The sequence below is a fragment of the Brevundimonas sp. ALps5 genome (assembly GCF_058681645.1).
On sequence record NZ_CM178744.1, the window covers coordinates 124,601 to 146,019 of the forward strand.

Here is a 21,419-nt window from a genome sequence, read left to right on the forward strand (position 1 = left end):
CCATGTTGAACGCCGTCGTCCACTGGTCGCTGGAGCGCGCCCGCATCATCGTGGTCCTGGCGGCGCTGCTGCTCGCCTATGGCGGCATGACGCTGAAGTCAGCCTCCTATGACGTCTTCCCCGAGTTCGTCCCGGCCCAGGCCGAGGTCCAGACCGAGGCGGCGGGCCTGACCGCCGAACAGGTCGAACAGCTGGTCACCCGGCCGATCGAACAGGCCGTGGCGGGCGCCGCCGGAGTCGAGACGGTACGCTCGGAATCCATTCAGGGCCTGTCGCTGGTCTCGGTGACCTTCAAGAGCGGCGCCGATCCCTACCGGTCGCGCCAGATCGTCGCCGAGGCCCTGGGCGAGGCCGCATCCAACCTGCCGGCGGGCGCCACCGCCCCGAAGGTCGCCCCCCTGACCTCCTCGACCATGGACCTGCTCAAGGTCGGCTTCACCAGCGACCGGCTCAGCCCGATGGAGCTGCGTGATCTGGTCGAATGGACCGTGCGGCCGCGTCTGCTGTCGGCCCCCGGCGTGGCCCGCGCCACCGTCTATGGCGGCGAAACCCGCCGGATCGAGATCCGCGTCCGGCCCGACGCCCTTGCCGCCCACGACCTGAGCTTCAGCGATGTGGTCACCGCCGCGCGCACCGCGACCGGGGTCACCGGCGGCGGCTTCATCGACACCTCCGAACAGCGCATCCTGATCGAGACGCAAGGCCAGGCCTCGACCCCGGCCGAGATCGGCGCGGCCCAGATCGCCACTGTCGACGGTCTGCCGATCCGTTTGGCCGATGTGGCCGAGGTCGCCGAAGGCTCCGCCCCGCTGAACGGCGATGCCCTGATCATGGGCCGGCCCGGCGTCCTGATCAGCCTGTCCAGCCAGTACGGCGCCAACACCCTGACCGCGACCAAGGCGCTGGAAGCCGCCCTGCAGGAACTGAAGCCGACGCTCGACGCCGCAGGGGTGACGGTGAACACCGGCCTGCACCGCCCGGCCAACTTCATCGAGGCGGCATTGGGCGGCATCGTCGAGGACCTTCTGATCGGCGCGGCCCTGATCGCCCTGGTCCTGTTCGTCTTCCTGCGGAACTGGCGCGCGGTGGTGATCTCCTTCCTCAGCATCCCCCTGTCGCTGCTGATTGCCGTGATCGCGATGGACCGGATGGGCTGGACCATCAACACCATGACGCTGGGCGGTCTGGCCGTGGCCCTCGGCGTGGTCGTGGACGACGCGGTCATCGACGTGGAGAACATCGTGCGGCGCCTGCGCACCCGCGACGCGGGCGAGCCCGCCGCCCTGACCATTCTACACGCCTCGCTCGAGGTCCGGGCGCCGGTCATCTACGCCACCCTCGTCGTCGCCCTGATCCTGACGCCGGTGCTGTTCCTTCATGGGCTGCAGGGCTCCTTCTTCAGCCCCCTCGCCGCCGCCTTCATCATCGCCACCCTCGCCTCATTGGCGGTGGCCGTGGTGGTCACTCCGGCGCTGAGCCTGCTGCTGCTCAAAAAGGCGCATCTGCCGGAAGAGCCCAAGCCCTTGCTGGCGCTGAAGGAGAAGCACGCGGGACTGTTGCAGCGGATTTCGGTCCGCCCGCGCGCCGCCCTGATCGTCTCGATCGTCGCCTTCGTGATCACCGGCGCCGGCTTCGCCCTGTTCAACACCGAGCTGCTGCCCGCCTTCCGCGAGAGCCATTTCGTGCTCGGCGTGGCGGCCCGGCCGGGCGCGTCCCTGACCGTCATGCGCACCTACGGCAAGGCGATCACCCGGGATCTTCTGGCCGTGCCGGGCATCCAGTCCGTGGAGCAGCAGATCGGCCGCGCCTCGGGCGGCGAGGACACCTGGGGCACGGAGCGCAGCGAGTTCCACGTCGAGCTCAAACCCAAGCTCTCCGGCGCCGAACAGGACCGGATCCAGCAGAAGATCCAGGACATTCTCGCCGCCTATCCGGGGCTGGAAACCGAGGTCCTGACCTTCCTCGGCGACCGGATCGGCGAGTCCCTATCCGGCCAGACCGCCAGTCTGGTGGTCAGCCTCTACGGCGCGGATTCCGACACCCTCGACAAGGCCGCCGGTCAGGTCGACGCCATCCTCAAGACCGTGCCCGGCGCGACCGATGTTCAGCTGGGTACGCCGCCCTCGACGCCCGCGGTTCGCATCACCCTCGATCCCGTCGCGGTCGGCCGCTACGGCCTGTCACCGGCCGAGGTGCTGGATGCGGTCCAGACCGCCTATCAGGGCACGGTCGCGGCCCAGATCTATCGCCAGGACCGCGCCCTCGACATCGCCGTGACCACCCCGCCGAACCTGCGGTCCCAGCCGGAAGCGGTCGGCAACCTGCTGATCCGGTCGAGCTCGGGCGCCGTCGTGCCGCTGCGGCAGATCGCCAGGGTCGGGCTGGTCGACGGCCGCACCGTCATCGCCCACGACGGCGGCCGCGCCGTCTCGGTCGTCACCGCCAATCCCGCTCCTCGCGATGTGGCGAAGGTGACGAAGGCCGCGCAGGCGGCGATCGCCAAGGCCCAGCTGCCGGCCGGGGTCTATGCCGAATATTCTGGCTCGGCCGCCGGCGCCGCGAGCGCCCGCAACGACCTGCTGCTCAATGTCGGCGTGGCCCTGGTCGGGGTGATCATTCTGTTGCTGCTCGCCTTCCGCAGCGGTCGGGCGGTCGGCCTGATCCTCGGCACGGCGCCGGGCGCCCTCGTCGGCGGGGTGGTCGCCGTGGCCCTGACCGGCGGCAGCCTGTCGCTGGGCTCGCTGGTCGGCTTCGTGGCCCTGTTCGGCATCGCCTCGCGCAACGCCATCCTGCTGATCTCCCACACCGAGCACCTGGTCGCCTATGAGGGCCATGACTGGTCGCTGGAGACGGTGGTGCTGGCGGCCCGCGAACGGCTGACGCCCATTCTGATGACGGCCCTGGTCACCGGTCTCGGCATCCTGCCGCTGGCCCTGCAGACCGGTCAGGCGGGGCGCGAGATCCAGGGCCCGATGGCCATCGTCATTCTCGGCGGCCTGGTCACCTCGACCCTGATCAGCCTGCTGGTCCTGCCCGCCCTGATCTGGCGCTACCTGCGCGCACCGGCGGAGTCGGCGCATGAGGCGAACGCGGCTGCGGAGCAACCGGCCTGATGTTCGATCTGATCGTTCAGATCATCGCGGTTACCGGCGTGCTCGGCGTCGCGTTTCTGATGTTCGCTGAAAACGTCTTCCCGCCCCTGCCCTCCGAGGTGATCATGCCGCTGGCGGGGTTCGCGGCGGCCCGGGGGGATTTCAGCCTGACCCTGCTGGTGGCGGCGGGCACGCTCGGTGCTGTGGCGGGCGCCTGGGTCTGGTACGAAGTCGGCCGCAGGGTGGGACTGGATCGCCTGCGGCGCTGGTCCGCCGTGCACGGGCGCTGGTTCACGCTCGCGCCCGAGGACATCGATGGCGCTGCAAAAGTCTTCGACCGCCTTGGCGGGCCGGCTGTCATGATCGGACGCCTTATCCCGACTGTGCGGACCTTCATCTCCATTCCGGCCGGCGTGACGGGAATGGGCATGGGGCGTTTTCTGGCCTGGACCACCGCGGGAACGGCGGCCTTCACCTTCGCGCTGGCCTATGCAGGGTATCGTCTTGAAGCGCACTACGACCGGGTCGAGGCCTGGCTCAACCCGGTCACTGCGTTCGTGCTGGTTGCGGCGGTCGCGGCCTATCTTTACCGGCTTGTCGCCTTCCGCCGCCGCCTCCGCAAAGGAGACGACGATGTCTGAGACTCTCGTCTTCCGCCCGGATCACCGGAACCCCGAAGCGCGCCGCCCGGGGATTCCGGTGAAGCCGTTCGAGGATCAGTCGTCGGCGCCTTCGTGGCCTTCGTGCTCTTTACCCTCGTCCTCGTCGTCCGGGCCGATTTCCTTGACGGCGCCGGTGCGGGCGTCGATCTCGACGCTGATGTCGCCGGTAGAGGCGATGGTGGTGACGATCCAGGCCGGTCCGCCGTGCTCTTCCTCCAGCGAGACCTCCACGGCGCGGCCGTGGCTTTCGGTCTCCGCCGTCGAAATGGCGGTCGCGATCGGCACGGTGGCGCGGGCCAGCAGGGCCGCATCCTCGCTCTCGGCCGGACGGGCGGTCGCGACGCCGGCCGCGGCGGCTCCGGCGACGCCGAGCGCGGCCAGAGCGATCAGAGACAGTTTTTTCATTTCGATCTCCCTGCAGACGAAGAGTCTGCGGGATCGTCGTACGCGGTCGGACCTGTCGCTATCATTGCCCGAACATTACGATGCGACCGATCTGCCGCACTCCCGGATACGCAAGATGATGCGTACACCCCGCTTCTCCCATGCTACCCCCCGCCTCGCGCTCGCGCGCGGCCAAGACAGGAACTGACCGTGTCCGAAGAAAAGAACGCCGCAATCCGGCGCATGCAGATCGTTCGCAAGATCGTCCTGTTCATCCTCATCCTCGGCGTGATCGCGCTCGCCGCCTTCACAAAGACCCTGAACGGCGAGACGCCCTTCCATGAAATCCTGGAGACGGTCGGCCTGATCCTGATCGGGGTCGCCATCGTCGGCCGCGGCTGGTGTTCGCTCTATATCGGCGGACGCAAGAAGGCCGAGATCATCGATCAGGGCCCCTATTCGATCACCCGCAACCCCCTCTATGTCTTCAGCTTCATCGGGGCTTTCGGCATCGGCGCCCAGACGGGCAGCATCACCCTGGCCCTGCTGTTCGTCCTGATCGCCTATGTGGTCTTCTGGGCCACAGTGAAGGGCGAAGAGGCCTGGCTGCTGGACGCGTTCGGCGAGCCCTATGCCGCCTATCTGAAACGCACGCCGCGCTTCTGGCCGAACTTCTCGCTGTGGCGCGCCGAGGAGACGCTGGAAGTGCGTCCCGGCTTCTTCCTGACCACCATCGCCGACGGCCTGACCTTCCTGCTGGCCATCCCGATCTTCGAACTGATCGAACGCGCCCAGGAGACGGGCTGGATCCACACCGTCTTCACCCTGCCCTGAGGCCGAAACGAGCGATCAACGCCTGCGCGTAACCCTGAGGTCGATGCCGCCGGCCAGGTCGAAGCCGGCGGCGGCGATGACCGCCTTGATCCGCTCGGCCAGGGCCTCGTCGACGAAGGTCGTGACCGTTTCCCGCTCGACGTCAACGAGGTTGATCAGCGGCATCTCGCGCGTCAACTGGAAGAAGATGCGAGGCCCCAGCACGGCGTTTACCGCCAGATAGCCCTTGTCCTGCAGGTCGCGGATGGCGCGATAGACGCTGGAGCGCGCCAGCGGATTGTCGGGATGGTTCGCGACCATCCACGCCCGCTCGACATCCATGACCTCGGTCGTGCCTTCGAAAATGGCAAGCACCCGCTTCGACGTCGCACTGAGGCGAACGCCGGACCGGCGGGAAAGATCGAAAGTGTCCAAGCGGGCTCCGAGGGATGGCGCCGCTTACCGATGGCGGGGCCGACCTTCGCCTAACGTGACGGCGGCATTACATCCGCCGCGGGAAATCCATCTGCGACAACCGTCGCCTCCCTAGAGATCGCCCCATTTTCTGAGCAAATTGTGATAGAGGCCGGTCAGGCTGATCACCTGGGGATCGCGGCCGCCATGCCGGGCGGTCAGGGCCTGGACCGAGCCGTCCAGTTCGAACAGCAGGCGGCGTTCGCCGGCGTCGCGGACCATGCTCTGGATCCAGAAGAAGGAGGCGACGCGCACGCCCCGCGTTACCGGCGTGACCTCATGCAGGCTCGACGCCGGGTAGAGAACCATGTCCCCGGCCGCGAGCTTGACCCGCTGGTCGCCATAGGTGTCCTCGATCACCAGTTCGCCGCCGTCGTAGCTGTCGGGATCGCTCAGGAAGACCGTCGCCGACAGGTCGCTACGGATGCGGAAATCCGACCCGGCCTGGGCGCGGACGGCATTGTCGACATGAACCCCGAAGGTCTCGCCGCCCTCATAGCGGTTGAACAGCGGCGGGAAGACCTTGAACGGCAGAGCCGCCGACACGAACAGCGGGCTCGCGCTCAACCGGTCCAGAATCAGCTCCCCGGCCGCCCGCGCCGCCGGAGCGCTTTCCGGAAGCTGGCGGTTGCGTTTGGCGAGCGCCGACTGGTGTCCAGACGTTGCGTTGCCGTCGGTCCAGTCGGCCGCGTCGATGGCCTCGCGAATGCGCGCGACATCGTCAGAAGACAGAAGGTTGGGGATCCGGATGAGCATGAAGCGGTGACCTGACGGCGGAATAGTGACGCTTTTGCGCCGCAGCCTATCTTTTGTGAATGGTTCTCATTGACAGATGCCGCAGCAGGTCGCAATCGGACCACCGCTTTCGCGAGTTAGTCGCAACAACAGACGGACCCCTCCCCCCATGTCGAACACCTCGTCCCGAAACAGCCGCGTCGCCGTCGGCGCCTCGACCCTCGCCTTCGCCATGCTCGGCGGCGCCGGCATCCAGTCGGCCGCGGCCCAGTCGATCGTTTCGGACGATGTTCAGGAGACCGGCGCCGCGACCAGCCTCGGCGAGGTCATCGTCAACGGCCAGCGCGTGACCTCGACGCCCAAGATCACCGCCCCGCTGCGCGACACCCCGCGCCAGGTCACGGTCATCCCGGAAGAAATCATCGCGACGACCGGCTCGGTCAGCCTGGTCGACGCCCTGCGCACCGTGCCCGGCATCACCTTCGGCGCCGGCGAAGGCGGCAACCCCCTGGGCGACCGTCCTTTCCTGCGTGGCGCGGACACCCAGTCCTCGACCTTCGTTGACGGCGTGCGCGACACCGGCGCCCAGTCGCGTGAAGTCTTTAACGTCGAGGGCATCGAGGTCATCAAGGGCGCCTCGGGCGTCTACACCGGCCGCGGCGGCGCCGGCGGCGGCATCTACATCAACAGCAAGTCGCCGAAGCTCGACAATTTCATCGCCGGTTCGCTCGGCATCGGCACCGCCGAATACGGCCGCGCCACGATCGACGGCAACTACCAGCTCAGCGACACGGCCGCCGTGCGCCTGAACGCCCTGTATCACGACGCCCACGTCGCCGGCCGCGACGAGGTCTACAACTCGCGTTGGGGCGTCGCGCCCTCGATCGCCTTCGGCATCGGCACGGACACCCGCGCCACCCTGTCGTATTACCACCTGCAATCCGACGACCTGCCGGACTCGGGCCTGCCCTACAACAACCCGCTGTTCCGCGTGCGGTCCGACAGCCTGCCGCGCGTGGCGGTCGAGGGCGACGGCTCGCCGATCAACGTCGATCGCAGCACCTTCTACGGTCTGACCGACCGCGACTTCCGCAAGGAACAGGTCGACATCGGCACCGTCCGCCTCGAGCACGACTTCAGCCCGAACCTGCATTTCCGGAACACCACCCGCTACAGCGAAAGCTCGCAGGACTATATCTACACCCAGCCCGACGACACCCAGGGCAACATCTACTACGGCCTGGTCTGGCGCCGCGCCAACACGCGCATCAGCGACGTGAACACCCTGTTCAACCAGACCGACCTGTACGGCACCTTCAACACCGGTTCGATCCGCCACAGCTTCTCGGCCGGCCTGGAGTTGTCGAAGGAAGAAGGCGAAAACGACACCTACACCATCACCAGCGGCGGCCTGCCGCTGGCGTCCTACAACCGCTGCCTCCCGGCCGCCGTCGCCAACTTCAACTGCACCACGGTCAACAATCCGAACCCCAATGACCCGTGGGTCGGGGTGATCACCAAGACCGGAACGCCGACGAACTCGAGCACCACGACCAAGGGTCTCTACGCCTTCGACACCATCACCCTGAACCCGCAGTGGCAGCTGAACCTCGGCCTCCGCTTCGACCGCTACGAGGCCGAGTTCATCTCCGCCCTGACCGCCGGCGCCCGCACGACGTTCAAGCGTCAGGACGATCTGGTGAACTATCAGGTCGGCCTGGTTTACAAGCCGATTGAAGCGGCGACCGTCTATGCGACCTACTCGACCTCATCGACGCCGGTCGGCAACGCCCTGGCCCAGGGCGTGGACTCCAACGCCCTGTCCAGCACCATCAACGCCGCCTTCGTCCCCGAAGAGAACAAGGCCTATGAGATCGGCGCCAAGTGGGACGTGCTGGGCGACGCCCTGTCCCTGTCGGCCGCGATCTTCCGCGTCGAGACCGACAATGCCCGCATCACGGTCGCCGACGGCACCGTGGCCCAGGTCGGTGAAAAACTGATCCAGGGTCTGGAAATCGGCGTCAACGGTGAGATCACGGACGCCTGGTCGGTGTTCGCCGGCTACACCTACCTCGACTCCGAACTGGTCAAGGCGGGCGGATCGGGCGCGGCCTTCGGGCTTAACGACGGCATCCGCTTCCCCAACACCCCGGAAAACAGCGCCTCGATCACCACCAACTACCAGGTGACGCCGCAGTTCAACGTCGGGGTCGGCGTCTATTACATGGGCAAGGTCTACGGCAACGCCTCGACCGCGACCATCAACAGCACCAAGTACATCCCGGACTACACGCGGGTTGACGCCAACGCGACCTACGTCATCAACGAACAGCTGAACCTGCGCCTGAATGTGCAGAACCTGACGGACGAGTTCTACTTCAACCAGGCCTATCCGACCCACTACGCCACCGTGGCGCCGGGACGGTCGGCGACCCTGACGCTGAACTTCCGCTACTAGACCTCGAAACGTCCAGAGGATCGGAACGCCCCCTCGACCCGGTCGAGGGGGCGTTCCACTGCGAACCCCATGACCGACGCCGCCCCCGCCGCCGCCGAGATCGACGCCGTCCTTGCCGGGCCGGACGAGGAGGCGCTCCGCAAGATGAGCGAATGGGCGACGGCCGGATCGCCCGAGGCCCAGACCATCCTTGGCCAGATGCTGATGGACGGACGCGGCGGCCCCGCCGACCCCGTCGCAGGCTTCGGCTGGTTCCTGAAGGCGGCCCGGGCAGGTCGCCCCATGGCCGCCAACATGGTCGGGCGCTGCTACGAGAACGGCTGGGGCGTCACGCCGTCGGATGAAGCCGCGACCAGCTGGTTCGCCCAGGCCGCGCACGCCGGACTGGACTGGGGCATGTATAATTTCGCGACCTCCCTCGCCCTTGGCCGGGGCGTGGCGGAGAACAAGGTCGCCGCCCGCGCCTGGCTGGAGAAGGCGGTCGCCCTCGGCCACGCCAAGTCCATGACCGTGCTGGGCGGCTTCCACGAGGACGGCTGGGCCGGCCCCGTCGATACGGCGCAGGCCCGGAGCCTCTATGAACGCGGCGCGGCGGGTGGTGACTTTCGCGGCGCCTTCAATGTCGGCCGGTTGCTCGTGGAAGACGGACGCGCGGCCGAGGCGTCTTCATTTTTTCAGACGGCCTGGCGGACGGGAACCCCGGCCTTCCGGGACAATCTGCTGTCGTGGTTGGAGAGCCGCGCTGAACCGACCCTGCAGGGCCTGAGGCGAGCGCTGCAGGCCGGTCGATAAGTCGCACGGACAGAGCGTCCGCGGCCAGACCCCTTCGGATCACCCCTCGGGACAGTTCGCCGTCGGAACCCGTCCCTATAGTGAAGCCGAAATCGCCAGGGCGCTGCCGCGGTTCTGGCCGGCAAAGGCTTGACCGACCTCGCCCGGCGACGTTCGGCCAGATAGTCCGCGTCAATTTTTGGGGTCGGAGCCAGACGCTTCCGTCGATTTCAGCAGGACCAAATCCTCTGAAGGCGCTGGCCATGAAATCTGACGCCTCGTCATGCCTATCGGGACGGCCCCTCGCTGCAGCGCCGCAAACCTTTCTCCAAAACTTCACCGCCCTGTCGTCGCCTTTTGGCGAGCGCGCCACGCCGCGGCCCTATGCAGATCCGGAACCGGACGCCATTTCATGACGCTCGCATCAGCGAATCCCTTCTTTCGTTCAACGACGCTGAAAAAGCTGGCCATCGGCGTCCTAAGCCTGATCGTTATCGGCGGCCTGCGCGCGCCCCTCAGCGAGGCGGAGAGCGTTTCGCAGGGAAGCCGCCACCTGACGCCTCATTACGACTACGCCGGACTGATCCACCTTCACACCTCCTATTCAGATGACGCGTCGGGCTCCTACGACAGTCTGGCCTCGGATGCCGGGCGGCAGGGCATTCGCTTCCTGATCGTCACCGACCACAACACCCTGAAGCCAATCTCCGACGGCCGGCAGGGCTGGAAGGGCGGCGTCCTGATGCTGACCGGCGTCGAGAGCTCCCGGCCGGAAGGTCATATGCTGGGCCTGAACATCGCCTCGGCCCCCGCCGACGGCAAAACGCCGACGGCGCCCTTCCTGTCCAGGGTTCAGGCCGAGGGCGGGCTGGCCGTCATCGCCCATCCGACCCATCGCAAATGGGCGTGGAAGGGCCCGATCGACGACCGCGTCATGGGCATGGAGATCCTCGATCTCGCCGACCAATTCTACGACGCCCCCGCACAGGCCAAGACGGCGGCGTTCGCTGCCCTGCCCTTCCGCCCGATGGCGGCCTATCTCGAACTCGGCGGGCGCCCGGCCTCGGCCCTGGCGAAATGGGATCATATCACCCGGACGCGCCGGTTCGTCGGCCTCTACGCCCCCGACATCCATCAGGCCATCGAGCTGTCCGACGACTGGAAGATCCCCTTCCCGCCCGCGCGCGACATCATGCGCATCGCCCGGGATCATATCGTGACGCCGACGCCCTTCACCGGGCGACACGAAGAGGATGCGCCACTGGTCTATGACGCCCTGCGCGCAGGCCACGTCTTCGTCTCCCTCGATGTCCTGGGCGACGGAACCGGCTTCATGTTCACCGGCGAGCGCCCAGGCCAGACCGCCTGGATGGGCGACCAGATCGCCGCCGGTCCGCCCACGACCTACCGGGTCCGGCTGCCCGCGTCGGCGGCGCCCCTAAAGCCGGTCATCCACCTCCTGCGCAACGGATCAGAGGTGGCTCGCAGCGCGCCGGGCGACGCCGGCCTAACCTGGGCGAGCGACGACGACGGCGTCTATCGGGTCGAGGTCACCACCCGCGTTCCGACCCTGGCCGGCGCCCCACGCGAGATGATCTGGATCTATTCCAACCCGATCTACGCCCGCGCAGACTGACCGTCGCCAGAAACGTAATGCGGCCGTCAGGCCGCCGTCATGGCCGGCCCTCTAGGGCTCGGGGAACCCGGATTCGCCGTCACGGCCGATCAGGTGTCTCCTCAGGGCTGTCCATGATTTTCTCCCGAACCGCCAGGCCCGTCGCTCAGGCCGTGGCCGCCGCCCTTGTGGTCCTGCCCGCCGTCGCCTCGGCCCAGACAGCCCCGGCCCAGACCCGAACCCCGCCCCAAACCCCTTCGTCCGACGCCACCGCCGTCGGCGAGGTCGTGGTCACCGGCCAGCGCCCCGCCGCGACCACCTCCATCGACCGGCGCACCTATCGCGTCGACAGCGATCTGCAGGCCGCCTCCGGATCGGTCAGCGACATGCTGAAGAACATCCCCTCCGTCGAGGTCGACGCCCAGGGCGTGGTCAGCCTGCGCGGCGACCCCAGCGTCCAGATCCTGATCGACGGCCGCCCCTCCACGACGATGTCGGCGCTCAACCGGGCCGACACCCTGCAGGGCCTGTCCGCCAGCACGATCGAGACCATCGAGGTGATCACCAACCCGTCCGCGGCCTTCCGCCCTGACGGCACGGCCGGGATCATCAACATCGTCACGAAGAAGACCCGGACGCCCGGCCGGTCCGGCTCGGTCCGCGCCAGTGTCGGGACGGACGGGCGCTACAGTCTCGGGGTCACCGCGACGCAGCGCATCGGCGCCCTGACCCTGAACGGCAATCTGGGCCTGCGTCAGGACGAGCGCATCCGCCGCTCTACCGACGACCGCATCCTGACCGATCCGATCACGGGCGTGGCGACCGAGACGCGCCAGGTCACGGCCTTCGACACCAGCCGCCTGTCGAAGACGATCGGCGCGGGTCTGGAATACGACGCCACACCTCGCGACCGACTGAGCGCCGGCGCCAGCTACACCGAACGCAGCGGCGGCCTCAGCGCCTTCCAGACCAATCACGTCCTGACGCCGGGGGGCGCGGTGACCCGCGACTACGACCGGTTCGGCGGCGGCGACGAAACCCAGACCTCCGACGAGCTTCTGGCCGGCTGGCGGCACACCTTCTCGGGCGAGGGGCGCACCTTCTCGCTGGATCTGAGGCGAGGCCGCACGGTGGAGCAGCAGACCCGCCGCCTGACCAACACCTACCGCCTGCCCGTCGGACCGGATCAGACCGATCTCGAAACCCCGAGCGAGAGCGAGCTCCAGCGCCAGCTGACCGCCACCTACGCCACGCCCCTGGCCGGCGGCGATCTGGAGATCGGTTATGACGTCCTGCGCGAGGACGCCAACTATCGCCATCGCGGCGGCTCGGTCGATGCGGGCGGCGTCTATCTGCCTGACGCCAACCGGACCAACCGCTTCCTCTACGACCGGACGATCCACGCCCTCTACGCCACCTGGGAGCGGCCGCTGACCGGCAAGCTGTCGGCCATCTTCGGCCTGCGGCTGGAGGAAATGATCGATCATGCGAACCAGGTCGATCTGGGCCTGACGAAGCGTCGCGACGCCTTCGACGTCTATCCGACCCTGCATTTGCAATACGAACTGTCGGACACCCAGACCCTGCGGCTGTCCTACAGCAAGCGCGTGGCGCGGCCAGAGGTCGAGGACCTGAACCCCTACCCCGTCTATACCGATCCGCTGAACCTGCGCGCCGGCAACGCCGACCTGAAGCCGCGTGAGACGGACTCCTTCGAGGCCAGCTACCAGTATGCGGCCAACGGCATGTCGTGGGAGGTCACGGGCTATCTGCGCAAGACGACCAACACCTTCACCGAGGTGACCCGGCTGATCAGCCCCACGGTCATCCTGACGACGGAGGAGAACCTCGGGAAAAGCGACGCGGCGGGCCTGGTCTTCGCCGGACGCGGCAAGCTGACCGACCGCCTCGCCTACCGGATCAGCGGCGACGTCAACTACACCCGGCTCGATCCCGGCAATCTGGGCTTTGACGTGCGGTCGGGATGGAATTCATCGGTCAAGGGCGGCCTCGACTATCAGCTGACCCCGTCCGATCTGCTGCAGGTCAGCGTCGACTATCGCGGACGCCGCCAGACGGCGCAGGGCTATCGCGAGGGCGTGGCCAGCGCCAACCTCGGCTATCTGCACACCTTCGCGAACGGGGTCAGCGCGGTGGCGACGGTGTCCGACGTCTTCGACAGCCAGATCGAGCGGTCGCACATCGATACCGCGACCCTGCAGCAGATCACCGAACGTCGCGGTTCACGCCGGCTGTTCAACTTCGCCGTCACCATCCCCTTCGGCGGCGCCCGCCCGGCCCGGATCGCGCCGGCGGAACTGACGGACTAGTTCGCGGGGGAGCCCTGGCGCTCGTCGGAGCCGAAGAAGGCCGACTTGAAGTCCGGCGCCGCGTCGATGGCGTCCTGGATGGCGATCGCGGTATTTCTCAGGTGCTGGCGCATCAGTCGCTCGGCGGCGGGCGGATCCCCCGCAAGGATCGCGTCCGCGACCGCCTGGTGCTCGGCCAGGGAGGCCTGGGTCCGCGCCGCCCCGATCAACCGGCTGTAGCGCACACCATAGCCGGGATAGCTTAGCCGGACGGCCGTCTCCTTGAGCTTGGCGTTGCCGCTCATCTCGTAGAGCAGATCGTGGAACTCCTCGCGCGTGACGCTCAGACTGATGTCGCCGTCGCGCGTATGGGCTTCGAGCTTCGCCATCAGCGCCCGAAGTTGATCGGCGTAGTCGGCCCGGTGGGCGTTCAGGGCCGCGAGCCGCGCCACCATGCCTTCCAGGGCTTCGCGAACCTGGAACAGCTCGCGCATGTCGCGTTCGGCGAAGGTCCGCACGACGGCGCCGCGGTTGGGAATGAGATCGATCAGCCCCTCCCCGGCCAGGCGGGTGATGGCCTCACGGATGGGGCCGGCGCTCGTGCCGTAGATTTCCTTGAGGTCCGCCACGACCAGACGTTGGCCGGGCGCGAACCGCCCGTAGCGGATCGCCTCGCGCAAGGCGTTGGTGGCGGTGTCGACGACGGATTCGGCGTTCGGCTTCATGACGGGTTCGACTCAGGTTCCTGCGGAACCTGAACACGAAGGCTTCCTGAGTAAAGAAGCGGGCCGGCCCGGGAGACCGGCCCAGTTTCAGGAAGGAACGGTCAGTGGTTCCAGCGCAGGGTGACCCCATAGGTGGTCGGCGCGTTATAGCCGGCGAAGGTCCCGCCCAGGAACGTCGTCTGGTGGGTGCGGGTCAGCTCGTCCGTCAAGTTCTTGCCCCACAGCGTCAGGGCCCAGCGATCGTCCGGCGAGTTGAAGATGACCCGGGCGTCCACGAACTCCGTCGGCTCGCGGACCTCCAGATTGTTGTTGGAGTTGTCGTCGTAGATGAAGCTCTCGTAGCGATAGTCGACCGCGAACTTCACATACGCGCCGCTCGCCAGGTCGTGGCGGTATGACGGCGACAGGACCACCTTGTGACGCGGCGTCCGGGAGATCCGGTTGCCGGAGAGATCGTCCGCGCCCTCGAAGAAGACGTCGAACTTGGCATCGGTGAAGGCGTAGGCGGCGTCGAGTTCGAAGCCGCCGCCGGGCGAGAGGCTGAGCGCGGTCTCATAGCCCTTGATCGTCGCCTGGCCGGCATTGGTCACGCGGCTGACGAGGCCGATCAGCTGGGAGGTCTGCAGATCGGTGTAGTCCATCCAGTACAGGGTGTTGTTCCACGTCGCGCGACCGTCGAGGAAGCGGCTCTTCTGGCCGATCTCATACTGGGTGGCGTATTCGGGGTTGAAGGGCGTCGCCGCATCGGCCGCGCTCGACGGCGTGTCCTGGAAGCCGCCGCTCTTGTAGCCGCGCGAAATGTCGCCGTAGATCATATGGTTCGGTGTGATCTTGTAGTTGGCCCCGATCCGCCAGGTCGTCGCATCCCAGTCCTGCTGGGCGTTGACGTCGAAGAAGCCGCTGGACCGGATCGGCACGGTCGAGCGTGTATTGGTGATGTGGTAGGTCTTGTCGTCGGTCGAGTAGCGCAGCCCCCCGAACACCGACAGTCGCTCGGTCAGCGGCCAGCTGATGTCGCCGAAGGCGGCCAGGCTCTCGGTCCGGGCGTTCTGATCGAACACCTCGTGCCGCAGGGCCGTCCCGATGGTCAGATCCAGCGAGGTCGAACGGTCCGTGTCGGCGTAGTAGCGGTACAGGCCCGCGACCCAGGTCGCCTTGCTCCCCGGCAGGGAGGACAGACGGACTTCCTGGCTGGAGAAGCCGGTCTGTTCGCTGTCGCCGCCGGCGAGGTTGATCAGGTTCGACGGGAAGGTTCCCCCGTCGAAGTCGTAGAACTGTTCGTAGTCGACGTCCCGATAGGAGGCGAGGACGCTCAGGGTCGCGAACGGCAGGTCATAGTCGGCGGCGGCGCGGACGCCCCAGGTGTCGCGGTTCTGCACCCCGTTGATCGAGGAGGCGTTGTAGTCGCGGTCGCGATTGATGGTCCACCGGCTGGCGTTCGAGGAGGTCGGGTCGACGTCCACGACATGCTGGGCCGTGCCGTTGCCCCGGTCGCGCGTTCCGTCGACCGTCAGATGCAATTCCAGCCTGTCGTTCGGTTGCGACAGCAGCTGGATACGGGCGCTTTGGGTGTCCTGATCCTCAAGCCGGCCGCCCGTCGTCTGGCTACGGACATAGCCGTCGTGGGTGCGCCAGGCGCCGCTGACGCGCAGGGCGGTCGTGTCGCCGAGCGGCGCATTGACGAAGCCCGCCCCATCGAGCTGGCTGTAGTTTCCGGCCGAGACTTCCGCCGCGGCGTCGAACACGCCGATCTGCGGGCGCTGGGTGATGACGTTCACCGCCCCGCCGACGACGTTGCGGCCGAAGAGGGTGCCCTGCGGCCCCTTCAGGACCTCGATCCGGGCGATGTCGAAGGCGTCGAAGGCCACGGCGGCCGGGCGGCCCAGATAGATTTCATCGAGGAAGACCGCCGAACTGGCGTCGCCGGCCGCGCCCTTGTCTGACGATCCGATGCCGCGAACGGCGAGCCGGGGCTGGCTGCTGGGGAAGGCGTCGAAGCTCAGACCCGGCGTACGGGTCACGATCTCCGAGACCTGCTCGATCTTGGCCTCCTGAAGCTGCTGCGCCCCGAACACCGTCACGGTGATCGGCACCTCCTGCAGGTTCTGGCTACGGCGTTGGGCCGTGACGATGACGTCGTCCAGCGAGGACGCCTGGCTCTCGTCCTGGGGCGCCGGCGCGGTCTGGGCCATGGCGGCGCCGGCCGCGGCCATCAGGCCAAGGGCGGAAACAGTCGCGCACAGGGCGCGGTGAGACGTGCGGTTCATGTGATGGCTCTCCCTCGCAGCGCCTTTGCGACGCCGTCGTTGGCCAAGGAAGTGGCACACGATTCACATTTGAGCAAATTGTTTCCTACGATCTTCCAAATTCACACATACAGGCGCCGATTACCGGCCAGTTTCCGCCTTGCTCAAATCAGATTTTCCTATAATCCAGCCCGAAAGACAGAAACGACGGGGTTGAAGTGCTCGAGCCAGACGAAATTCTCATCGCGGTCCCGCACGGGGCGCTCGGCGCGGGCGTTCGCGCCGACGAGATGGAACGCGCCCTGTCCGAAGGCGCCCAGGCCATCGCGGTGGACGCCGGCTCGACCGATAGCGGTCCCTTCTATCTGGGGCGAGGCGTCTCCAAGGTCAGCCGCGAATCCGTCAAACATGACCTGAAGATCCTGATGGCGGCCGGAGCCAAATACCGGGTGCCGGTGCTGGTGGGCTCCTGCGGGACGTCCGGCTGCGACGATGCGGTGGACTGGACCCGCGACATCGTCGTCGAGATCGCGGCCGAACTGGATCTGAAACCCCGCATCGCCCTGCTCTATTCCGAACAGGATCCGGCGGTCATCAAGACCAAACTGGCCGCCGGCCGCACCCGGCCACTCGCCCCCCTGCCCGCGTTGACGGACGACCGGATCGAATCCTGCGACCGGATCGTCGCCCTCATGGGGCCCGAACCCTACATCCAGGCCCTCGACGGCGGCGCCGACATCATCCTGGGCGGCCGCACCACGGACACCGGCGTCCTGTCCGCCTTCGCCCTGAGACAGGGCATTCCGCAAGGGCTGGCCTGGCATGCAGCGAAACTGACGGAATGCGGTGGCCTGTGCACCGTCAATCCGACCCAGCCCGGGGTGACCATGCGGCTGCGCCAGGACAGTTTCGACATCGCGCCCATCAGGCCCGACAATCGCTGCACGCCCTACAGTGTCTCGTCCCACATGCTGTACGAGAACAGCGACCCCTTCCATCTGGTCGAGCCCGGCGGTGTCCTGAACGTCCGTGATGCGCGCTACGTCGCCCTCGACGACCGCACGGTCCGGGTCACCGGGTCGATCTGGGAGGATCGGCCCTATACGATGAAGCTCGAGGGGTCGGGCCGCGGGCCGTTCCAGACCTTCATGATGGTCGGCATCGCCGCCCCGGACGTGCTCGCGGACATTGACGGCTTCACAGGGCGGCTGCACGCGGCGCTCCTGCATCGTGTAGCCCAGACCATCGGCGACGCGGCCGGCGTCTTCGACCTGTCCCTGCGCGCCTACGGCTGGAACGCCCTGAGCGGGCTGCCTCCTGCCGAGACACAGGGTCCGCCGCCCGAGATCGGCCTTGTGCTGGTCGTGACCGCCGAAACCCAGGACCTGGCCACGCGGATCGCCAAGACCTGCAATCCCTACTTCTTCCACTTCCCCGCCAGCGAGGGCAAGGAACTGCCCAGCTACGGCTTCCCCTTCTCGCCGGCCGAGATCGAGCGGGGACAGGTCTATGAGTTCCGGCTCAACCACGTCGTCGAGGTCGATGATCCCATGGAACTGGTCCGAACCGCCTGGATCGACCTGTCCGCCGACGCCTCTTCTGGAAAGGCGGTCGCCTGATGCCGCGCCTTAATGACGTCTGCCGCTATGTGCGGTCCAAGAACGCCGGCCCCTTCTGGATCACGGTCGACCTGTTCTTCACGCCGGAGACCTATGATCGCTACCGCGACGATCCGGCGATCTCGGCCGAGGCCTTCGGCCGACTCTACGGCGCAGAGCCGGACCTCATCAAACGCATTCCGGTCGACGACCTGCATGTGATCAAATTCACCTACCCCCGGCCGACGGCCCAGGGCGGCGCGGTCGAACGCGACATGCACGCCGGCCAGCAATATGTCCGGCTGCTCAATCTGGAGCTCGGCGCGGACAGCCCGGCCGAAGGAGTCGCCGCATGACCCTCGCCCTGTTCGGCTTCGCGATGGTCGGCGTCTTCATGGCGCTGATCCTGACGAAACGTCTGTCCGCCATCGCGGCCCTGATCCTGGTGCCCCTGATCTTCGGCGTGATCGCCGGCTTCGCTCCCGACCTGGGCGGCATGATCATCAAGGGGGTGATCCAGGTCGCGCCGACCGCCCTGATGCTGGTCTTCGCCATCCTCTACTTCGGCATCATGATCGACGCCGGCCTGTTCGATCCCCTCGTCAATCTGGTGCTCAAACTGGTCGGGACGGATCCGATCCGCATCGCCGTCGGAACCGTGATCCTGGCCACCGTCGTCTCCCTGGACGGCGACGCAGTGACGACGGCTCTGGTCACGACCTCCGCCCTGCTGCCCGTCTACCGCCGCGTCGGCATGCGGACCCTGACGCTCGGCGCCCTCTTGCTGATGTCCAACAGCGTGATGAACCTCCTGCCCTGGGGCGGGCCCGCAGCGCGGGTCACCAGCGCGCTTCACCTCGACATCGGCCAGGTCTTCCTGCCGCTCATTCCGGTCATGCTGGTCGGCGTCGTCGCCACCCTCGGCTTCGCCGTGATGCTGGGTCGAGCCGAACGGAAACGGCTGGCAGGCCGCGAGCCCCTAGTGTCCGGCGGCCCGGTGGCCTCGGCCTTCGTGGAAGGGGCCGACCGGCCCGAGCGGCGCCCGCGCCTGATCCTCGTCAACCTGGCCCTGACGCTCGCCCTGGTCGCGGGTCTGGCGACGGGGATAGCCCCGCTGCCGGTCGTCATGATGGTCGCCTTCGCCCTGGCCGTGACGATCAACTACCCCCGGCTCAGCGAACAGCGCGAACGCGTCAGCAGCCATGCGGACAATATCGCCAACATCGTCGCCCTTATCCTGTCGGCCGGCGCCTTCACCGGCATCCTCAACGGCACAGGCATGGTGGACGCCATGGCCCACGCCCTGATCAGCGTCATTCCCCCGTCCGTAGGGCCGTACATGGCGCCGATCACCGCCCTGGCCAGCATGCCGCTGACCTTCTTCATGTCGAACGACGCCTACTATTTCGGCATCGTCCCGGTCATCGCCCAGACCGCCGCGGGGTTCGGCATCGATCCGGCCGCGATCGGCCGGGCCTCACTGATGGGCGGCGCCGTCCACTATATGAGCCCCCTGGTCGCCGGCCTCTATCTTCTGGCGGCCCTGCTCGAGGTCGAGATGGCCGACATGCAGAAATTCATCCTGCCCAAGGCGATCGGCCTGTGCCTGATCATGATCCTGGGCGGACTGATCTTCGGCGCCTTCCCGCTGGTCGCCTCAGGCTTGTGACGGCCGGGACCTTTCAGATGCGCCTCGAGAATGACGCCCCGACCGGCGCCCGGCCGGCGACCCGCCCCATGGCTGATGCCGCTCAGGTCCAGTCCGTAGCCGCGTCCGGATGGCCGCTCGACCTCCCGGCCTCGGTCTACGACGGTCTGGCGCAGGCGGCGGCGCAGTTTGGTCCCTCACGGGCCCTGACCTTCCTGATGGAGGCGGATCAGAAGCGGGCTCCCCACACCTGGTCCTTCGACGCCTACCTCGAAGAGGTCACAGCGGCCGCCAACGCCTTGCATCGGCTCGGCATAGGGCGTCGGGATGTGGTCGCCCTGGTCCTGCCAAACCTGCCGGAGACCTTCTTCTGTCTCTGGGGCGCCCAGACGGTGGGGATCGCCTTCCCGATCAATCCTCTTCTGGAGGCCGGCGGCATCGCGGACCTGCTCCGGGCCTCGCAGGCCCGGGTGGTGGTCACCGTCGGGCCAATCCCGAAGTCGGACCTCTATCAGAAGGTGACGGCCGCCATCGCCGGAGCCCCGTCGGTGGAGCATCTCGTGACGGTTGACCTCGCCCGCTACGTCGGTGGGCTGAAGGCGCTGTTCGCGCGGATCGCAGGCAGCCAGATTCGCCGCGCCGCGCCCGCGCTCCGGTCGGGTGTCGCCGAGACGGACTATCGCAGGCTGGTCCGTCGGGGCCGGACGGACGCTCTGGAGTTCGCGACGCCCCCGGTCGCGACCGACACCGCCTCCCTCTTCGCGACCGGCGGATCGACCGGCGCGCCCAAGCTGGCCAGACGCACCCATGGCAATGAGATCGCCAACGCCTGGATGAGCAACCGCATGCTGGGCGAGGCCTTCGCGCCTGGAACAGTCATCCTCGCAGGGCTCCCGCTGTTTCACTGCAACGGCGCCATGGCGACCGGCCTGTCGCCCTTCCTGAACGGCGGCGAGGTCTTGCTGACGACCCCGCAAGGATATCGGGGCAAGGGCGTGATCAGCGGCTTCTGGCGACTGATCGAGCGCTATCGGGTCAATGTCTTCAGCGGCGTGCCGACGGTCTTCTCGACCCTGCTTCAGGTCCCGGTCGACGGCGCGAGCATCGCCTCGCTGAAATACGCCTTTTGCGGTTCGGCGCCCATGTCCGCCCAACTGATCGACCAGTTCGAGGCCGCGACCGGCGTCCTCATTCTGGAGGGCTACGGCCTGACCGAGGCGACCTGTGTGGTTGCGCTGAATCCGGTCGCGGGGGAGCGCAAGCCCGGCTCCGTTGGACTTCCCCTGCCGTTCCAGCAAGCCCGCGTCGCTCTGGTTGATGACGACGGAAACTGGATCCGCGACGCTGACCCCGGCGAGACCGGCGCGGTGGTTCTCGCGGGCCCGAACGTCTTCGAAGGCTATGTCTCCGAACACCACAACCATGGCCTCTGGCTTACCGACGCCGACGGCGGAAGGTGGCTGAACACCGGCGACCTCGGGACCTTCGACGAGGCCGGCTATCTCTGGCTGAAGGGGCGATCCAAGGACATCATCATCCGGGGCGGCCACAACATCGATCCGGCCATGATCGAGGACGTCTTCTACGCCCACCCCGCCGTCGCCCTCGCCGCCGCCGTGGGCCGCGCCGACGATCATGCCGGAGAGGTGCCCGTGGTGTTCGTGGAACTCAGGCCCGGCGTACAGGCCGACCCGGCGTCACTGATGGCCTTCGCGGAGCCCCGCATCACAGAGCGGGCCGCGCGGCCGAAATCGGTCGAGATCATCGCCGCCATGCCGGTGACGGCCGTGGGCAAGGTCCACAAGCCGACCCTTCGGGCGCTGCTCGCGACGCAAGCTCCGCAGAGCAAGCCCTAGTTTCACATCCCCGGGGAGACCAGACGGCCTCCC

16 protein-coding genes are annotated in these 21,419 nt (G+C 67.4%); 11 read left to right on the forward strand and 5 right to left on the reverse strand.

Going from position 1 to position 21,419, the window contains the following annotated elements:
* Positions 1 to 2: 2 nt before the first annotated feature.
* Both ACW172_RS00430 and ACW172_RS00435 read left to right on the forward strand, forming a co-directional pair.
* Entirely contained in the window at positions 3 to 3,113 is a 3,111-nt protein-coding gene (locus ACW172_RS00430) for an efflux RND transporter permease subunit (protein ID WP_492033233.1), read from the forward strand.
* The gene (locus ACW172_RS00435) at positions 3,113 to 3,733 is read left to right on the forward strand and encodes a DedA family protein (RefSeq protein ID WP_492033234.1); all 621 of its coding nucleotides are present in this window, start codon (positions 3,113 to 3,115) and stop codon (positions 3,731 to 3,733) included. The genes ACW172_RS00430 and ACW172_RS00435 overlap by 1 nt, the downstream gene beginning before the upstream one ends.
* Before the next feature lie 75 nt (positions 3,734 to 3,808).
* Here ACW172_RS00435 and ACW172_RS00440 read toward each other — a convergent pair whose 3' ends face one another.
* Positions 3,809 to 4,159, reverse strand: coding sequence for a PepSY domain-containing protein (locus ACW172_RS00440; protein WP_492033235.1), 351 nt, complete (start codon positions 4,157 to 4,159; stop codon positions 3,809 to 3,811).
* A 189-nt stretch (positions 4,160 to 4,348) separates the two neighbouring features.
* Between ACW172_RS00440 and ACW172_RS00445 the strand changes: the two genes are divergently transcribed.
* Positions 4,349 to 4,972, forward strand: coding sequence for a methyltransferase family protein (locus tag ACW172_RS00445; protein WP_492033236.1), 624 nt, complete (start codon positions 4,349 to 4,351; stop codon positions 4,970 to 4,972).
* Between the two features lie 15 nt (positions 4,973 to 4,987).
* On the opposite strand, the gene ACW172_RS00450 is transcribed toward ACW172_RS00445, so the two are convergent.
* Both ACW172_RS00450 and ACW172_RS00455 read right to left on the reverse strand, forming a co-directional pair.
* Positions 4,988 to 5,326: a hypothetical protein gene (locus ACW172_RS00450; RefSeq protein ID WP_492033237.1), complete on the reverse strand. Its 339-nt coding sequence runs from the start codon at positions 5,324 to 5,326 to the stop codon at positions 4,988 to 4,990.
* Between the two features lie 171 nt (positions 5,327 to 5,497).
* The gene (locus ACW172_RS00455) at positions 5,498 to 6,181 is read right to left on the reverse strand and encodes a Fe2+-dependent dioxygenase (protein ID WP_492033238.1); all 684 of its coding nucleotides are present in this window, start codon (positions 6,179 to 6,181) and stop codon (positions 5,498 to 5,500) included.
* A gap of 148 nt (positions 6,182 to 6,329) precedes the next feature.
* Between ACW172_RS00455 and ACW172_RS00460 the strand changes: the two genes are divergently transcribed.
* From ACW172_RS00460 to ACW172_RS00475, 4 genes are all read left to right on the forward strand, one after another.
* Positions 6,330 to 8,618 carry a TonB-dependent receptor gene (locus tag ACW172_RS00460; RefSeq protein ID WP_492033239.1) on the forward strand — a complete coding sequence of 763 codons (2,289 nt, stop codon included), beginning with the start codon at positions 6,330 to 6,332 and terminating at the stop codon, positions 8,616 to 8,618.
* 69 nt (positions 8,619 to 8,687) lie between these two features.
* Entirely contained in the window at positions 8,688 to 9,410 is a 723-nt protein-coding gene (locus tag ACW172_RS00465) for a tetratricopeptide repeat protein (protein WP_492033240.1), read from the forward strand.
* A gap of 391 nt (positions 9,411 to 9,801) precedes the next feature.
* Positions 9,802 to 11,025 carry a CehA/McbA family metallohydrolase domain-containing protein gene (locus ACW172_RS00470; RefSeq protein WP_492033241.1) on the forward strand — a complete coding sequence of 408 codons (1,224 nt, stop codon included), beginning with the start codon at positions 9,802 to 9,804 and terminating at the stop codon, positions 11,023 to 11,025.
* Positions 11,026 to 11,138: 113 nt separating this feature from the next.
* Positions 11,139 to 13,334 carry a TonB-dependent receptor domain-containing protein gene (locus ACW172_RS00475; RefSeq protein WP_492033242.1) on the forward strand — a complete coding sequence of 732 codons (2,196 nt, stop codon included), beginning with the start codon at positions 11,139 to 11,141 and terminating at the stop codon, positions 13,332 to 13,334.
* Here the strand turns inward: ACW172_RS00475 and ACW172_RS00480 are convergent.
* Together ACW172_RS00480 and ACW172_RS00485 are read right to left on the reverse strand one after the other, a co-directional pair.
* A complete protein-coding gene (locus ACW172_RS00480) occupies positions 13,331 to 14,038 on the reverse strand; it encodes a GntR family transcriptional regulator (RefSeq protein ID WP_492033243.1) in 708 nt (235 codons plus the stop codon). The genes ACW172_RS00475 and ACW172_RS00480 overlap by 4 nt on opposite strands.
* 101 nt (positions 14,039 to 14,139) lie before the next feature.
* Positions 14,140 to 16,305: a TonB-dependent receptor gene (locus ACW172_RS00485; protein ID WP_492033244.1), complete on the reverse strand. Its 2,166-nt coding sequence runs from the start codon at positions 16,303 to 16,305 to the stop codon at positions 14,140 to 14,142.
* Positions 16,306 to 16,502: 197 nt separating this feature from the next.
* Between ACW172_RS00485 and ACW172_RS00490 the strand changes: the two genes are divergently transcribed.
* From ACW172_RS00490 to ACW172_RS00505, 4 genes are read left to right on the forward strand one after another with little or no spacing between them, the layout of a single operon-like run.
* Positions 16,503 to 17,903 (forward strand): acyclic terpene utilization AtuA family protein, encoded by a 1,401-nt coding sequence (locus tag ACW172_RS00490; RefSeq protein ID WP_492033245.1) that lies wholly within the window; start codon positions 16,503 to 16,505, stop codon positions 17,901 to 17,903.
* Positions 17,903 to 18,238 (forward strand): DUF4387 domain-containing protein, encoded by a 336-nt coding sequence (locus tag ACW172_RS00495; protein WP_492033246.1) that lies wholly within the window; start codon positions 17,903 to 17,905, stop codon positions 18,236 to 18,238. The genes ACW172_RS00490 and ACW172_RS00495 overlap by 1 nt, the downstream gene beginning before the upstream one ends.
* Entirely contained in the window at positions 18,235 to 19,551 is a 1,317-nt protein-coding gene (locus ACW172_RS00500; RefSeq protein ID WP_492033247.1) for a CitMHS family transporter, read from the forward strand. The genes ACW172_RS00495 and ACW172_RS00500 overlap by 4 nt, the downstream gene beginning before the upstream one ends.
* A 17-nt stretch (positions 19,552 to 19,568) precedes the next feature.
* Positions 19,569 to 21,386 (forward strand): acyl-CoA synthetase, encoded by a 1,818-nt coding sequence (locus ACW172_RS00505; protein ID WP_492033248.1) that lies wholly within the window; start codon positions 19,569 to 19,571, stop codon positions 21,384 to 21,386.
* Positions 21,387 to 21,419 lie beyond the last annotated feature (33 nt).

Excerpts from the sequence above, each read along its gene's own strand:
- ACW172_RS00435 (WP_492033234.1), top strand. The coding sequence starts at position 3,113 with ATGTTCGATCTGATCGTTCAGATCATCGCGGTTACCGGCGTGCTCGGC.
- ACW172_RS00485 (WP_492033244.1), bottom strand. The coding sequence starts at position 16,305 with ATGAACCGCACGTCTCACCGCGCCCTGTGCGCGACTGTTTCCGCCCTT.
- ACW172_RS00500 (WP_492033247.1), top strand. The coding sequence starts at position 18,235 with ATGACCCTCGCCCTGTTCGGCTTCGCGATGGTCGGCGTCTTCATGGCG.
- ACW172_RS00495 (WP_492033246.1), top strand. The coding sequence starts at position 17,903 with ATGCCGCGCCTTAATGACGTCTGCCGCTATGTGCGGTCCAAGAACGCC.
- ACW172_RS00460 (WP_492033239.1), top strand. The coding sequence starts at position 6,330 with ATGTCGAACACCTCGTCCCGAAACAGCCGCGTCGCCGTCGGCGCCTCG.
- ACW172_RS00480 (WP_492033243.1), bottom strand. The coding sequence starts at position 14,038 with ATGAAGCCGAACGCCGAATCCGTCGTCGACACCGCCACCAACGCCTTG.
- ACW172_RS00475 (WP_492033242.1), top strand. The coding sequence starts at position 11,139 with ATGATTTTCTCCCGAACCGCCAGGCCCGTCGCTCAGGCCGTGGCCGCC.
- ACW172_RS00455 (WP_492033238.1), bottom strand. The coding sequence starts at position 6,181 with ATGCTCATCCGGATCCCCAACCTTCTGTCTTCTGACGATGTCGCGCGC.
- ACW172_RS00505 (WP_492033248.1), top strand. The coding sequence starts at position 19,569 with ATGCGCCTCGAGAATGACGCCCCGACCGGCGCCCGGCCGGCGACCCGC.
- ACW172_RS00465 (WP_492033240.1), top strand. The coding sequence starts at position 8,688 with ATGACCGACGCCGCCCCCGCCGCCGCCGAGATCGACGCCGTCCTTGCC.
- ACW172_RS00470 (WP_492033241.1), top strand. The coding sequence starts at position 9,802 with ATGACGCTCGCATCAGCGAATCCCTTCTTTCGTTCAACGACGCTGAAA.
- ACW172_RS00430 (WP_492033233.1), top strand. The coding sequence starts at position 3 with ATGTTGAACGCCGTCGTCCACTGGTCGCTGGAGCGCGCCCGCATCATC.
- ACW172_RS00440 (WP_492033235.1), bottom strand. The coding sequence starts at position 4,159 with ATGAAAAAACTGTCTCTGATCGCTCTGGCCGCGCTCGGCGTCGCCGGA.